Annotated in this window: 10 protein-coding genes and 1 pseudogene; 4 read left to right on the plus strand and 7 right to left on the minus strand. The window is 71.0% G+C overall.

Annotated elements, in window-relative coordinates; all coding sequences use genetic code 11:
* The first annotated feature begins 186 nt into the window (after positions 1-186).
* Positions 187-2,373 carry a TonB-dependent siderophore receptor gene (locus tag ACTB72_RS02675; RefSeq protein ID WP_463035438.1) on the plus strand — a complete coding sequence of 729 codons (2,187 nt, stop codon included), beginning with the start codon at positions 187-189 and terminating at the stop codon, positions 2,371-2,373.
* Positions 2,374-2,467: 94 nt separating this feature from the next.
* On the opposite strand, the gene ACTB72_RS02680 is transcribed toward ACTB72_RS02675, so the two are convergent.
* From ACTB72_RS02680 to ACTB72_RS02690, 3 genes are all read right to left on the minus strand, one after another.
* Complete coding sequence (locus ACTB72_RS02680) at positions 2,468-3,370, minus strand: helix-turn-helix transcriptional regulator (protein ID WP_463035439.1); 903 nt, start codon at positions 3,368-3,370, stop codon at positions 2,468-2,470.
* 408 nt (positions 3,371-3,778) lie between these two features.
* On the minus strand, positions 3,779-4,639 hold the full coding sequence (locus ACTB72_RS02685; RefSeq protein ID WP_463035440.1) for a hypothetical protein: 861 nt from the start codon (positions 4,637-4,639) through the stop codon (positions 3,779-3,781).
* Positions 4,640-4,691: 52 nt separating this feature from the next.
* Positions 4,692-4,853 carry a hypothetical protein gene (locus ACTB72_RS02690; protein ID WP_463035441.1) on the minus strand — a complete coding sequence of 54 codons (162 nt, stop codon included), beginning with the start codon at positions 4,851-4,853 and terminating at the stop codon, positions 4,692-4,694.
* 325 nt (positions 4,854-5,178) lie between these two features.
* Between ACTB72_RS02690 and ACTB72_RS02695 the strand changes: the two genes are divergently transcribed.
* Positions 5,179-6,492 (plus strand): extracellular catalytic domain type 1 short-chain-length polyhydroxyalkanoate depolymerase, encoded by a 1,314-nt coding sequence (locus tag ACTB72_RS02695; RefSeq protein WP_463035448.1) that lies wholly within the window; start codon positions 5,179-5,181, stop codon positions 6,490-6,492.
* 255 nt (positions 6,493-6,747) lie between these two features.
* On the opposite strand, the gene ACTB72_RS02700 is transcribed toward ACTB72_RS02695, so the two are convergent.
* The 3 genes from ACTB72_RS02700 to ACTB72_RS02710 all read right to left on the minus strand — a co-directional run bounded on the left by ACTB72_RS02700 (position 6,748) and on the right by ACTB72_RS02710 (position 8,939).
* Positions 6,748-7,278, minus strand: coding sequence for a hypothetical protein (locus tag ACTB72_RS02700; protein WP_463035442.1), 531 nt, complete (start codon positions 7,276-7,278; stop codon positions 6,748-6,750).
* 154 nt (positions 7,279-7,432) lie between these two features.
* Positions 7,433-7,555, minus strand: coding sequence for a hypothetical protein (locus ACTB72_RS02705; RefSeq protein WP_463035443.1), 123 nt, complete (start codon positions 7,553-7,555; stop codon positions 7,433-7,435).
* 454 nt (positions 7,556-8,009) lie between these two features.
* Complete coding sequence (locus ACTB72_RS02710; protein ID WP_463035444.1) at positions 8,010-8,939, minus strand: ABC transporter substrate-binding protein; 930 nt, start codon at positions 8,937-8,939, stop codon at positions 8,010-8,012.
* Positions 8,940-9,103: 164 nt separating this feature from the next.
* Between ACTB72_RS02710 and ACTB72_RS02715 the strand changes: the two genes are divergently transcribed.
* Positions 9,104-11,722, plus strand: coding sequence for a methyl-accepting chemotaxis protein (locus ACTB72_RS02715; RefSeq protein ID WP_463035445.1), 2,619 nt, complete (start codon positions 9,104-9,106; stop codon positions 11,720-11,722).
* 660 nt (positions 11,723-12,382) lie between these two features.
* Here the strand turns inward: ACTB72_RS02715 and ACTB72_RS02720 are convergent.
* Positions 12,383-13,027, minus strand: a pseudogene (locus ACTB72_RS02720) (putative inorganic carbon transporter subunit DabA); the annotation flags it as partial.
* Between ACTB72_RS02720 and ACTB72_RS02725 the strand changes: the two are divergent.
* On the plus strand, positions 12,957-13,330 hold a 374-nt coding region (locus ACTB72_RS02725), incomplete at its 3' end, for a PEP-utilizing enzyme (RefSeq protein WP_463035446.1). The pseudogene ACTB72_RS02720 and the gene ACTB72_RS02725 sit on opposite strands and share 71 nt — an antisense overlap.

Consider the following 13,330-nt stretch of genomic DNA (forward strand, 5'->3'; position numbering starts at 1 on the left):
CGCCCTGTAGGGATCTTGCGGCAAAGCTACGGAGCGCACGCCCATCCGGACGGGGCGCTTGCCCGAGGATCCGTCCGCCGGGCCGTGTCGAGGGGGGATCCGTCGACCGAAGGGCAGCCAGCCGGGACCGGCCACGGGGCCGGAACCCGACCGCGACAGCCGAAGTCGAGATCTGAGGGAAGACGCATGAACACCGAGACGAACGCGCGACGGCGCCGCGCTCAACGCAACCGCCTCATCGGCCGCCTGCTCGCGGGCTGCGCGACGCTCGCCGTCGTCTCGGCCCCCGCCCGCGCCCAGGACGCGGTCGAAGTCGCGCCGGAGGCGCGCGGTGTCGAAGTCGCGCCGGAGGCGGGCGGCGAGGTCTATCGTCTCGCGCCGATCATCGTGAACGCCGGCGTGCCGGCCGATGACGACGCCAACTCGGTCGTGGCGCATGAGCTGTGGGTCGGCGGCAAGGTCGCGACCAGCCTGCTCGACACCCCCGCCTCGGTCTCGGTGATCACCGAGGAGGAGATGGAGCAGCGCGGCGTCGAGACGATCGAGGACGTGCTCAGCTACACCCCCGGCATCGTCACCGACTATTACGGCTCCGACGACCGCAACGATTACTTCTCAATCCGCGGCTTCGACGCCTCCACCTATCGCGACGGCCTGACGCTCGGCACCATGCGCGGCGTGCGCGAAGAGCCCTACGCCTTCGAGCGGGTGGAGATCCTGAAAGGCGCCAATTCGACCCTGTTCGGTCCGTCCCAGCCCGGCGGCTCCCTCAACTACGTGACCAAGTCCCCCAAGTTCGAGCCCTTCGGCGAGGCCTATGTCCAGGGCGGCTCGTTCGAGCGGCGCGAGATCGGCCTCGATTTCGGCGACGCGATCAACGAATCGAAGACGCTGGCCTTCCGCCTGACCGCCAAGGTCAAGGACAGCGAGCTGGACTACGCCCATTCGCGCGACGACGAGAAGTTCATCATGGGCGGCCTGTCATGGGCCCCGACGGACTCCACGAAGCTGACCGTCGTCGCGGACCATCTCGACCGCGATGGCACGCCCAACAGCGGCGGCTATCCGATCGACCAGGAATACGACCGCGAGCAGTTCTTCGGCGAGCCGGACTTCAACTACCACGACGTGGAGCGGAGCACGGTCTCCGCGCTCTTCGAACATTATTTCGGCGGGGGTCTCAGCCTGCGGGCCAACGTGCGCTACAGCGACCTGACCGACGATTTCGGCTATGTCTACATCACGGACAGCGCCGGCCGGACCGGCTCGGTCGTCGAGCGCGACTACTACGGCTCCGACAGCTCGGCGCAGGAGGTGATCGGCAACCTCATCGGCCAGTATGACGCGAGCTTCGAGGCCATCGACAGCAGCACCGTGGTCGGCGCCGAACTGCGCAACGCCAAGACCTCGCAAAGCTCGTTCTATGGCGACGCGACGAGCATCGACATCGACGCCCCTGTCTATTCCGGCGCGCCGACCGGATTCGCCCCCTATCTCGAAGAGGACCGCGACTATCAGACCACCGCGCTGTTCGTGCAGCAGAACCTGTCGTTTTACGACCGGGTGATCGTCACCGGCGGCCTGCGCCATGACTGGCTGGACCTGTCGCGGTCGGGCGTCAGCAGCGGCGTCGCCTTCGACGAGAGCGACGATTTCGCCGAATTCTCGGTGCGCGGCGCGGTGACCTGGAAGGTGACCGACAACATCTCCACCTATGCGAGCTACGTGGAATCCGTGGCCCCGCCGTCGGTCGGAATCGAGCCGGAGCGGGGCGACCAGTACGAGATCGGCGTCAAGTACCGCCCCTCGGGCTTCAACGCGCTGTTCACCGCCTCGGTCTTCGACCTGACCAAAAAGAACGTCAGCGTCGCCGTGGTGCAGGGCGACGGGTCCATCGTCCAGCAGCTGATCGGCGAGACCCGCACCCGCGGCTTCGAGCTGGAGGGCAAGGCCGAGATCACCAGGAACTTCAGCCTGGTCGCCGGCTACGCCTTCCTCGACACCGAGGTGCTCGAGTCCGACCCGGTCCGGGGCGTGGATGTGGTGGGCAACCGCTTCGGCTCCACGCCCGAGCACATGGCCTCGGTCTGGGCCAACTACACGGTGCCGGGCGAGGGCGCGCGCGGCGACCTGACCTTCGGGCTGGGCGCACGCTACACCGGCGCGTATTTCTTCAACCAGCAGAACGACAACGGCGAGAGCGACGCCACGGTGCTGTTCGACGCCTCCATCGGCTACATGGTGACCGAGAACGCCGAGATCAGCGTCAGCGTCGCCAACCTGATGGACGAGCAGCACGTGGTCGGGCGGGGCACCGCCGACTATTACAACCCCGGCCGCTCGTTCAAGGCGACGCTTCGCTACGCCTGGTGAGCGCGGGCCGCTACGCCGGGTGAGCGCGGGCGGATGAAAAAGACTCCGCCCGCGGCGACGCGGGCGGGGTCTTGGATTCGGGGAGGGCCGCGGCTCAGACCGCGGGTATGGCGACCTGCCGGGCGCGGCGCCAGGCGGCGGGGGTTTCGCCGTCGACCTGCCGGAACACCCGGGTCAGATGCGCCTGATCCGAAAAGCCCAGCCGGTGGGCGATCTCGGAAATGCTCAGCACCCCCTCGCCCAGCAGGGTTTTCGCCAGCGCGATGCGCCGCTCCGACTGCCACTGCAGCGGGGTCATGCCGGTGGTGTTCTTGAAGACGTGGGAGAACCAGCTCTCCGACAGGCTCACCGCCTCGGCCATTTCGGCCAGCGTCAGGCGGCGCCCGCCGCCGGCCTCGAACCGGGCTGCGACCTGGCGCATCTGCCAGCGGGTGAGCCGTCCGTCCGCCCGATCCCGGCCCGCGCCTTCCAGATCCAGCACCCCCGCGACCAGACTGAAGGCGAGGCTTTCGGCATAGAGGTCATGGCGGGTGGGGACCGTGACCTCGTCGACCAGCAACCGGGCGAGGCATTCCAGATCGCGGGTGTCCTCCACCTCCGCCGCCCGCCGGATGACGTCGAGCGCGGCGGCGCGGCCGAGCGAGGGCGCCAGCAGCTTCAGCAGCCGGTCCGGGTTCAGATGCACGTCGAGATGGGAGAAGGCCAGCGGCAGGGTGAACGCGGTCCACATCGGTGCGCCGGCGGGCACGTAGAAGGCGCGGGCCATCGGGCGTCCCGACCGCCGGATCTCGCCCTCCCGGTCCGCCACGCGGATCGAGGAGACGTCGGTGAAGAAGATGCTGATCCGCGGATTTGCCGAGAGGTAATAGCCGCGCCCCCCGGCGTCGCCCTCCGCCTCCCAGAACGCGCCGATCAACCCCTCGAACCCCCGCCACCGCAACGGCGCGACGGGCCGGATACCCTCCGTCCGGCCGGTGAACTGGTGGTGATAGCTCATGGGGTCGCGCTCCGCCGGGTCGTCGCTGGGCCGGGATCATTCGGGGGTGATCTGGGGGGGCGTGCGGCTGGCGGCGCGGCGTGGCGCCGGCGGGGCGTCCCGACCTGGCGCGCCCGCGGCGGGCTGGCATGCACCCCTCGTGGCTACGCCGTTCCGGTCGGGCTTTGCAAGACCCGTGGGACGGCGGCGGGCGGGGCGCGCCAGGTCCGGACCCCGCGGGACGAAAAGGTCCGGCCCCCGCGCGGTGCGCGGGGGCCGGGGTCGGGTCACATCATCACGGCGAGGATCACGATCACGATGACCGGGGCGCCGAGCAGCCAGGCGAAAAGCGCGGGCATGGCATCCACTCCTTTGAAGGCGCCCGGCGCGGAAGCGCCGGGCTGGGGTTGAGGTTGGCGAACGGTCGGCTCACCGACGCGCGGCGAAGGCGTCGAAGCCCAGGCCGTCGTCCCGGTGGCGACCGCCGGCCGCGGCGGCGGCGAAGGCGGCGACGCCGCTGGCCAGCAGCGAGGCCGCGACCAGGAAGCCGAAGATCACCCCGGCGACGCGGGCTTTCTCCGCGGCCGCCATGGCGGTTTCGCTTGCGTCGTCGATCTCCGCGATCGCCGCGTCGACACGGGCCGAGGCGGCGTCGGGGGCGAGCCCGGTATTCGCGGCGACGATCGCCGACAGCCGCTCCTGATCGCGCTCGACGATCTCGCCCATCGCGATGCCCCGGCGCAGGATGCCGGCGACTTCGGACGCGGTCTCGGCGTCGATCTCGGTCCCCGGCGCATCGCCGCGCAGGACCAGGTCGGAATAGTATTCCGGCGCGGCCTCGGTCACCGCGGAGGCGCTGGCGCCCACGGCCTTGGCGCCCATGCTCAGCGAACCGGCGACGCCGGACGCGGCCAGCGTGATGCCGACCAGCGCGCCGACCGCCCAGACCACCAGGCCATGGGCGCCGTCGCGGGCCTCGACCTCATGCGGGGTGGCGTCGCCGATCCGGCCGCGCAGACGGCCGGTGACATAGGCCCCGGCGCCGAAGCTCGACACCATGGTCCACAGGAACCAGACGCCGGCCGCGATCGCCACCCAGGTCGCCGACGCGCCCTCGCCCGCATAGGGCGAGACGGTCGACAGCCCGAGGGCGCCGCCGAAGCTGAGCAGAATGATGGAGAGCGCGGCGGCGAGCGTCGCGCCCGCGAAGATCGCGCCCCAGTCCACATAGGAGGGCGCGGCGGCCGCGTCTCCCGGACGGGCGACTTGCGCCCCGATTTCGGCGGTCATGTGCAGTTCTCCCGGGTGATTTCGATGTCGTGCCGCGGGCAGGCGGTCATGATCAGGCGAGTCCGATGAAGCTGAGGATCGCCAGAACGATGACGACGAGTCCAACGATGTAAATGATCTGGTTCATGGCATTTTTCTCCTTGTCGCCGTCGTCTGCAGGACGCGCGGCATCGGGGAACGTCCGGGGGAAGGACGCGCCTGTTCGGTCGAACACGCTTCGGATATTTCGCCGCGGCAAGCCGCGTCGGCGGGCCACATGACGAAACTTATGTCGGACGCGACGCTGGGAGGGGGGTCCGGGGCGTCGCTCCTTGCGAAGTGAACTGGTGTGATCGATCGAGGTTTCAAGGCGAAGATGGCGCGTGACCGGGCGTCGCCCGCCCCGCTCGGCGGCGGCTGGAAATGCCGTCGCGTGATCGTCGCCAAATCCGTTTGCGTCTCATGCTGCAATGCAGCATAATACGTCGAGCACCCGTGATGGCGCGCCTGCGATCCGTCGGGCGACCGCGGCGTCGCCAGGACCTCGCCCCTTGAAGCGCATGACCCGCCCGGCCTCCCGCCGCCTGTCCGCCCGCTCGCGTTCCGGCGCGGTCGCGACCGCGTCCCGCACCCTGCGCGCGGCCCTGGCGCTGGCGGAGGCGATGACGACGCCCGCCCCCGCTCCCAAGACGAAGCGCGCGGCCGCGAAGCGGAAGTCTGCGCCGAAGGCGAAGTCCAAGCCCCTGGCCAAGGCGGCCTCGAAACCTGCGCGCGCGCCGCGCAAGACCGCGACGCCCTCCAAGGCGCCCGCACCCTCGCCCAGCCGCCACACCTTCGGCGAGGTGGTGTCGATGCTCGAGGACATGCGCCGGCTGATGGTCGGGGGCGCGGTCCTCAGCCGGCCCGAACCCGCGCCCGAACCCGCGCCCGAACCCGCGTCCGCGCAAGCGCCCGCGGCGCCTCCGGGGGCGCGGTTTCTCACCCGCGACCACGCCTGCGACGCCGGCGTCCGGTCCTACCGCCTCTACATCCCGGCGAGCGCGCCGACGCGGCCCGCGGGCCTGGTGCTGATGCTGCATGGCTGCACCCAGACGCCGGAGGACTTCGCCCGCGGCGCCCGGATGAACGCGCTCGCGGAGAGCCACCGCCTGATCGTCGCCTATCCCCGCCAGACCCGTTCCGACAACCGCGCCGCCTGCTGGAACTGGTATCGCCGCGCCAACCAGAAGCGCGATGCGGGGGAGCCGGCGATCCTCGCCACCCTGGCGGCCGCGCTGGCGGCGGAGTTCGGGATCGGGCGCGAGGCGACCTTCGTCGCCGGCCTCTCGGCGGGCGGCGCCATGGCCGCGACGCTCGGCCGGGTGCATCCCGAGGTGTTCTCGGCCATCGGCGTGCATTCGGGGCTCGCGCCCGGCGCCGCGAGCGACGTGTTCTCGGCGATGTCGGCGATGCGCAACGGCGCGCGGGCGTCGACGTTCCGCCGCGCGGCCTCGACGCCGGCGGTGCGCGCCATCGTGTTCCACGGCGACGCGGACGGCACCGTGCATCCCAGCAACGCCGCCCATGTCGCCGCCGCCGCCGCCCCGCTGGCGCGCGCGACGTCCGGGACCGGCGTGGTCGAGGCGGGGCGCGTCGGCGGCCGGTCCTGCACCCGCAGCCGTCGGCTTGGTCCTGATGGCCGCGCCGCGATGGAGGTCTGGATGGTCGAGGGCGCCGGCCACGCCTGGTCGGGCGGCGCCCCGGGGGGAACGTTCGTCGATCCGCTCGGGCCCGACGCGTCGGCGGAGATGGTCCGCTTCTTCCTCGGCCGACCGCCGCGGCGCCTCGGAAAACGCCTGGCCGCGACCCGGCCGCGGGGCGCGGGCGGGCGCTGACGGGATCGGCATGGAGGCAGGGCGCCGGATCGCGCTGGCGAGGCGGTCCCGCTCGGCCCTGGTCGGTCGATCGAAGCGGCGCGGGAGGCGGTCGCGCAGGGTCCCGCCGTCACCGATCCTGCGCGGCCTTTCGGGCGGGGCCGCGGCCATCGCGCCGCGGCCCCGCCTTTGCCGATGGATCTCCCTCGGCGCCGGCACGAGGGCGTGGGGCGCTCATAAGCCGTCAATCGTCGCCAGTCCCCACATGGTCGGAGCTCATCGAGCGGTGATGGCGACCGTCAGGCCCGCGCATCGCGGCGGAGCCCCTTTCATCGGCCAGCGACGCGCTGCGCTGCGTCGCCGACCGTCGAGATCGCCTCCGCCACCGCGTTCGGAGCCGAAAAGGTTGGTCTTGAAGGCGATGCCATCGATGACGTTCGCGATGTCCCGGATCCGGTTCGAGCTTCGCTCGATCAGCGTCATCGCCTCGACGGCGATGGGCCGCAGCGCCACGGCGCCGAGGACCAGCGCCATCCGGTTCGTCGCGTCGATCGCATCGCGCCCCGCCGCAAGGTCATGGTCGAGCCGTTCCGCGATGGTGTCGAAGGCCGCCATCATCGCGTTGCCGGCCTCGGCCCCGCCGGCGATGCATTGCGCCGCCATGGCGCGCCCGGCGGCGTAGTCATCGGGAAATTCGGTCTCGGCCTGCGACAGGGCCGCGTCGAGATCGACGAGGTCGAGAGCGCGGGAGAGGCCGCGCGCCAAAGCGGCGTTCCGGGCGAAGGCTTCGACCTGCTCCGCCGCCACCGCGCATCCGTCTTCGCGTCCGTCGATGCCGCGGGTCGCCGAAATGTCGGTCAGCCATTGCTGGACCTGAATGACGTTGATCCGACATCCTTGTTCGGGTTTTCGAGGTCAAGCTGCGGCCCGACGACATGCGCGGCCGATGCGGCGTTCCGCTTCACGTCCACCGCGCCCCGCCGGACGCGGCCAACATGCCGAGGATCAGCAGGGCGATGGCGTCCATTGCGAGGCGGAGGACGGCGGCGACGGAGGTCGGCATGGCGGCTACGTCCTTATTCATCGAGGATCGCGGGAATATCGCGCAGGAGCGATCACAAGCTGCGACCAGCGCGCGAGCGGAGGCGCCGGCAGCAACCGCGCCGCGTGCCGGCGCGTCGGTTTGCGCAAACGGGCTGAGAAGGGGGCGCGGCGCGTCGAACCGCGTCCGCCGTTCGAAAGCCTGAAAGGCGCAGGGCGGCCATCGAGGTCGCTGCACGCGATCGGTTCGAAGCGCGGGAACGGACCATGGGAAAGTCGTGGCGCCGCGACATGATCGACGCCCCCTGTCGGGCCGCATTGCCGAGCCCGGTCAAACCCGCGCCGCGCTCGCAAGAGCCCGCTCATGTCGAGCGATTGAATCCCCGCGCGCGCGCCGAGCCCGCTCAAGGCCAACCGCGTCCGATCCGTAGCGGCGCGACCGCCGGATGCGGCCGGTCCGGGCGGTCATCCGTCGCGGCCCGGCGCAGGTTGCGTCCCTAATCCCCGACGCTTTCGGAAATCGCCAGCAGCTGACGGGGGGCGACGATGCCCAGCCGCTCCATGGTGGTGGGATTGATCACCAGCACCGGCTCGGGGTCGAGCCCGATCGGCGTTTTCACGATCGGTTGCCCGTTGCGCAGCACCGCCACCACCTGATCCGCCAGCATCCGGCCCAGCTTGTGGTCGCTGGCCGACATGCTGGCCAGCGCGCCCATTTCCACCGGCTTCTGGTTCAGCGAGAAGATCGGCCGGTCCCCCGCGGCCTCGATCGCCTGGGCGAACAGCTCCGGATCGTCGTAGAGCGGGGCCTGGTTGCCGATCAGGAACGCCTCGGCCCGGGAGGCGCGGATCGCGCTCGCCAGCTCCGGGGCGCTGGCGAGCGCGGTCATCTCGCAGGAGATGAAGACGGCGACGCAGGCCGCCGCCACGCCGTTCGAATCGATGCCGGCCGCGGGATGGCCGGTCTGGGTGAACACCTCCCAGTTCAGGGCCTGGGGCGCGAGCGCCACGAAGATCTCCATCACCGTGGCGTGGTCTAGGAAATAGGTGACGCCGGTGATGTTGCCCTCGGGCGCGTCCATGTTCTTCACCGAGCCCAGCGTCGGCGGATGGTTTCCGCCGGCGATGAAGGTCGGCACGGTCGTCTTGTGCGTGGCCAGCCATTCGGAGGCGTTGGAGCGGACGAGAATCAGCCCGTCCCGCCGCTCGGACAGCGATTCGACCGTTCGGCCGAGCGCATCCTCGTCGGCGAGGCCGGCGCGCGTTTCGATCAGCATGTCAGGCGCGATCTCCTGGATGCGCTCGTTGAACCCGGCCAGCGTCCGCTCGGCCTGTCCGGACTTGCCGATATAGGCGATGCCGACGCCTTCGGCCGAACAGATCGCGGCGGGAATCGCGAACAACGCGGCAAGCATGATCAGGCGCATGAAAGACCTCTCCGGAAGCATTCGTCGCGGGCGATCCTGACCGTTCGAGGTTTCCGGAAGATGAACCCGGATTTTCATTTCAGCTTAATGCTCCCCGCCTATCGACAGCCGGCCGCCACGTGCTGCGCGCCCTGTCGAGAGACGTCCTGTCGAAAGAGGTTTCCATGCTGAATCGAATGCGCATCGGGTTTAGGATCGGCGGCGGTTTCGCGGTCCTGATCGTTCTGGTCGCGGCGATCGGCGTCGCGGGATGGATGACCGCTAACACCACTTCCCGCGGGGTCGAGCGTCTGCGCGTTCTCACCGAAACGCGCGACAAGGTGGATGCGGCGGGGTCGGCCGCGGCGATCTACGCCGCGCGGCCGACCGAACGATCCCGCGCCGGCGCGCGCGGCGCCATCGACGCGCTGGATGGCGTCGGCGAGCTTTCAGACGGGGCGGCGGCGGGGAACGACGCGCTGACCCAGCTGAAGACGCGGGTCGACGCGATGGTCGACCTCGATGAGAAGACCGTCGCGGGCGAAGCGCGGATCAATGCGGTCATCGACCAGATGTCGACCCAGCTGCGCGATCTCGCCACCGAGCTGACCGCGCAGGCGGCCGAGGCCGAGCGCACGGTGACGGAGATCGAAGCCCAGGAGACCGGGATCCAGGCGCGGATCCGCGAAGCCGAGGCGATGTCGCGGGCCGCGATCCTGTTCCAGCGCGACGCGAACCGCTTCGCCGTCACCCGCGAGCTCCGTGATCTGGAGGCGCTGAAGACCTCCCGCGACGCGCTCGCCGCGGCGATCTCGGACGTCGCCGAATCGGCTGGCGCGGCGCTGGGCGACGACCGGCGCGACCGCCTTCAGCTGACCGCGCGGATGGTCGCCGGCGTGCTCGGGCAGTGGCTTGCGCTCAGCGAAGACGCCGACGCGCCGCCGGCGCGGGTGGTGGCGGCCGAGGTTCGGCTGCTGCATGGCGCGGGGGTGATCGCGCGGATTTCGGACGATCTGCTGGCGGTTCAGCGCGCGGCGGCGGCGGCGGCGGCGGCCCGATCGGGTCCGCTGAGGGCCTCCGCACAGGATGCCATCGCGCGGGCCCGGGATCTGGAGCGCACCGATGCGGAGCTTGTCCGTCTGCAGCGGGACGCGATCCTGTTCCTGTCGGCGCGCGACGCCGAGCTTGCCGGGCCGCTCGCCGCCCGCGTCGCCGAGATCGCCGCGGGCGTGAGGCGCCTCGGCGGCGCCGACGCCGAGCGGATCGCCGGGGAGCTCGATGCGTTCGAGACGCTGGCAACCGAGATGGCCCGCGGCTTCGACGTCCGCGCGACCACCGAGTCCGAGCTCGCCGCCGGCGCCCGCGCGCTGCGCGAAGCGGCCGCGACGCGCATGGAAAGCGAACGTTCCGACATCGTCGAAACCGGGCGTCGCGTCACGACGATCCAGCTCGTCGCCGGCGTGCTCGGCGTCGTGCTGGGTCTGGTCCTCGGCTGGGTCGTCGCCCGCTCGATCGCCGGACAGATGCGCACCCTGAGCGATGAGATGAAGGCTCTGGCCGCCGGCGAAATGGATCGTCCGCTGCCCGATTATCCGGTCAGCACCGAACCGGGAGAGATGTCCGCGGCGCTGGCGGTGTTCCAGAAGAACGCCCGGGAGGTGAGCCGCCTGGACGCGCAGGCGGCGCGCGAGCGGGAGGACGCCGCGCGCGCCCGACGGGAGATGATGGCCCGCCTCGAGAAAGCGTTCGGCCAGATCGTCGACCGCGCCGTCGAAGGCGACTTCGACGGCCGCGTCACCGAGCGATTCGACGACCAGCAGCTCAACAGCCTTGCCGAAGGGCTCAATCGCCTGCTGGGCACGGCCCAGTCCGGCCTGCGCGAGGCGATCCGGGTGATGGGGGGGCTGTCCGAGGGCGATCTGACCCAGCGCATGCAGGGCGATTTCCGCGGGGCGTTTCACGAACTGCAGGCCAATGTCGACCAGACGCTGGAACGGCTTTCGTCGATCGTCAACGCCATCCGCGATGCGGGCGAAGGGATCGTGACCGACACCGACGCCATCTCGCTGGGGGCGGAGGACCTGGCGATGCGGGCCACCACCCAGGCCGCGACGCTGGAGGAGACCTCGGCCACGATGGAGGAGATGGCGGCCACCGTTCAGACCAACGCCGCCACCGCCGCCCACATGGCCGAGGCCGCGAGCCGGTCCTCGGAACGCGCGAAGGAGGGCGAGCAGGTCGTCTCGCGCACCGCCGACGCGATGACCAAGATCGACCGCAATTCCGGGGAGATCGGCGCCTTCGCAGCCCTGATCGACTCGATCGCCTTCCAGACCAACCTTCTCGCGCTCAACGCCGCGGTCGAGGCCGCGCGCGCCGGCGAGGCCGGCAAAGGCTTCGCCGTGGTGGCCAAGGAGGTGCGCGATCTCGCGCATCGCGCTTCGGTCGCGTCGACCGACATTCGCGACGTGATCGAAAAGAGCGGGGCGGATGTTCGCGAAGGCGTGAGCCTGGTCGGGGAGACCCGCGCCGTGCTCAAGGCGCTGACCGAAGCCGCGGTGAGCTTCGCCGAGTCGACCCGCAACATCGACGGCGCCAGTCGCGAGCAGGCCGGGGGCGTGCAGCAGATCACCGACGCCGTGGCGCATATGGACGAGACCACGCAGCGCAGCTCGGCCCTCGCCGAGGACAACGCCCGGGCCGCCGCCAGCCTGGCGGAGCGCGCCCGCGAATTGCAGATCCAGTTGGCGTTCTTCAAGCTCGACCGACGGCTGGCGAAAACGCCCGCGCGCAAGGTCGCCTGACCGCCGGGCCAGCGGCTGAGGTCATCTCCGCCGTTCGGCGCAAGAAAGGGAAGAGTGCGTTGTCCTGAGTGGGTCGAAGCGCCTGCCGCTCGAAAGGCGAGGCGCGATGGCGCCTTCTCCGGGCCGTCGTGATCGCTTGCACGCTCGGCCAGCAGGGGAAGCTCGCCGAGAACCCGGCCCCGGCGGCGCTGATCGATCCAATGGAGCAGGCCGGACCTCGCAGATTTGAGGTAACGAATTTCGTGCCGGCGGCGCCGCCCGATCACGGGGCGCCTGACGTCGAGCCTCTCCGGCATGGAGGGCTGCAAGCGCCTGCCTCGCCCATCTCTTGCTGGAAGGGGCCCTCCTGCCGACGGCGGCTGCGGATATGTCGGGCCGGCGCGCGATCGCCGGCCGTTCGCCCGCCGGCCGCGAACCCACGAGGCGCAGAGGCGGCCGTTCCGGAGGCGACGCCGGATCAGGTCGCGACGGCGTCGCCATCCGCGACGGTCGAAGCCGGGACGACGGATCGGCCCCGACGGACTCGCGCCGACCCTCCGCGCTCGACATCGCGCCGTGGCCATCGAGAAACGCCGCCGCCGGGAGACGCCGCCGCGCTGCGCCTTGTCGAAAACCCGAAGCGGCGACGGGCGCGTCGCACATGCCTGCCGAATGCAGGCGTCAGGGCGCAAGGTCGTCCTGAGGCGCGGCCGACCAGGCGTGACCCGGCCGATAGCGTGACCGGATCCGACCCGCCTGAAGGCGGAACAGATGCAGCCAGCCGTTGTCGAACAGCGCCCGCACGCCGGGATGGCGGGTCAGCACGTCGTCGATGGCCGCCTCGGGCGCTTCGATCAGCACCGACAGGCGCAGCGGCGCGTGGCTCGGCCGCGCGCCGTCGTGGACCGCCTGCCAGGGCAGGCCGGCGCGCAGCCGTCCGCCATTGCCCTCGACCACGCCGATGCCGCCGACCACGTTGTGGATCAGCTTGTCGCCGCCGCCGAAGACCTCCGGCGCGACGGTCGATCCATAGTATTGCAGGCTGATCCAGCTCGCCACCACCACCGGCGCGGTCAGGATCAGTTCGAGCGCGGCGAAGTCCGGGTCCGCCCGCCAGTCGTAGCTGTGCAGGAAAGCGCGGCCGCCCAGATCCGCCCCCGCCGTCGCGGCGCGCGGCGCGGCGATGAAGGCGGCGCAGCCGGCGAGACCCCATTCGGGGCGCAATTCGGCCCAGTTGGCGGCGCGGGCCGCCAGGGTGGCGCCGGTCGCGCCCGGCAACCGCGTCGCGCGCTCGGCCCGCGCGGATCTGAAAATCGCGGTCGCCTTGGCTGAAGACGGCATCATCAGCGAAGATGAAGCGGTGCTTCGGGTCGAGCCGCGCGCCCTGACCGAGCTTTTGCACCCGCAAGTCGACACCCGCGCCGCACGCGATGTCATCGCCAAGGGCATAGCCGCGTCGCCCGGTGCCGCCGTGGGCCGGATCGTGTTTTCCAGTCAGGCCGCCCAAGCCTCCGCCGCCCGTGGCGAGCCCTGCATCATGGTGCGTCGTGAAACCGCGCCGGAGGATATCCGAGGCATGCACGCAGCCGTGGGCGTGCTGACCGAGCGCGGAGGGGTCACGTCGCATGC

This window comes from Albimonas sp. (assembly GCF_055129145.1).

Excerpts from the sequence above, each read along its gene's own strand:
- ACTB72_RS02675 (WP_463035438.1), top strand. The coding sequence starts at position 187 with ATGAACACCGAGACGAACGCGCGACGGCGCCGCGCTCAACGCAACCGC.
- ACTB72_RS02680 (WP_463035439.1), bottom strand. The coding sequence starts at position 3,370 with ATGAGCTATCACCACCAGTTCACCGGCCGGACGGAGGGTATCCGGCCC.
- ACTB72_RS02685 (WP_463035440.1), bottom strand. The coding sequence starts at position 4,639 with ATGACCGCCGAAATCGGGGCGCAAGTCGCCCGTCCGGGAGACGCGGCC.
- ACTB72_RS02695 (WP_463035448.1), top strand. The coding sequence starts at position 5,179 with ATGACCCGCCCGGCCTCCCGCCGCCTGTCCGCCCGCTCGCGTTCCGGC.
- ACTB72_RS02705 (WP_463035443.1), bottom strand. The coding sequence starts at position 7,555 with ATGAATAAGGACGTAGCCGCCATGCCGACCTCCGTCGCCGCCGTCCTC.
- ACTB72_RS02710 (WP_463035444.1), bottom strand. The coding sequence starts at position 8,939 with ATGCGCCTGATCATGCTTGCCGCGTTGTTCGCGATTCCCGCCGCGATC.
- ACTB72_RS02715 (WP_463035445.1), top strand. The coding sequence starts at position 9,104 with ATGCTGAATCGAATGCGCATCGGGTTTAGGATCGGCGGCGGTTTCGCG.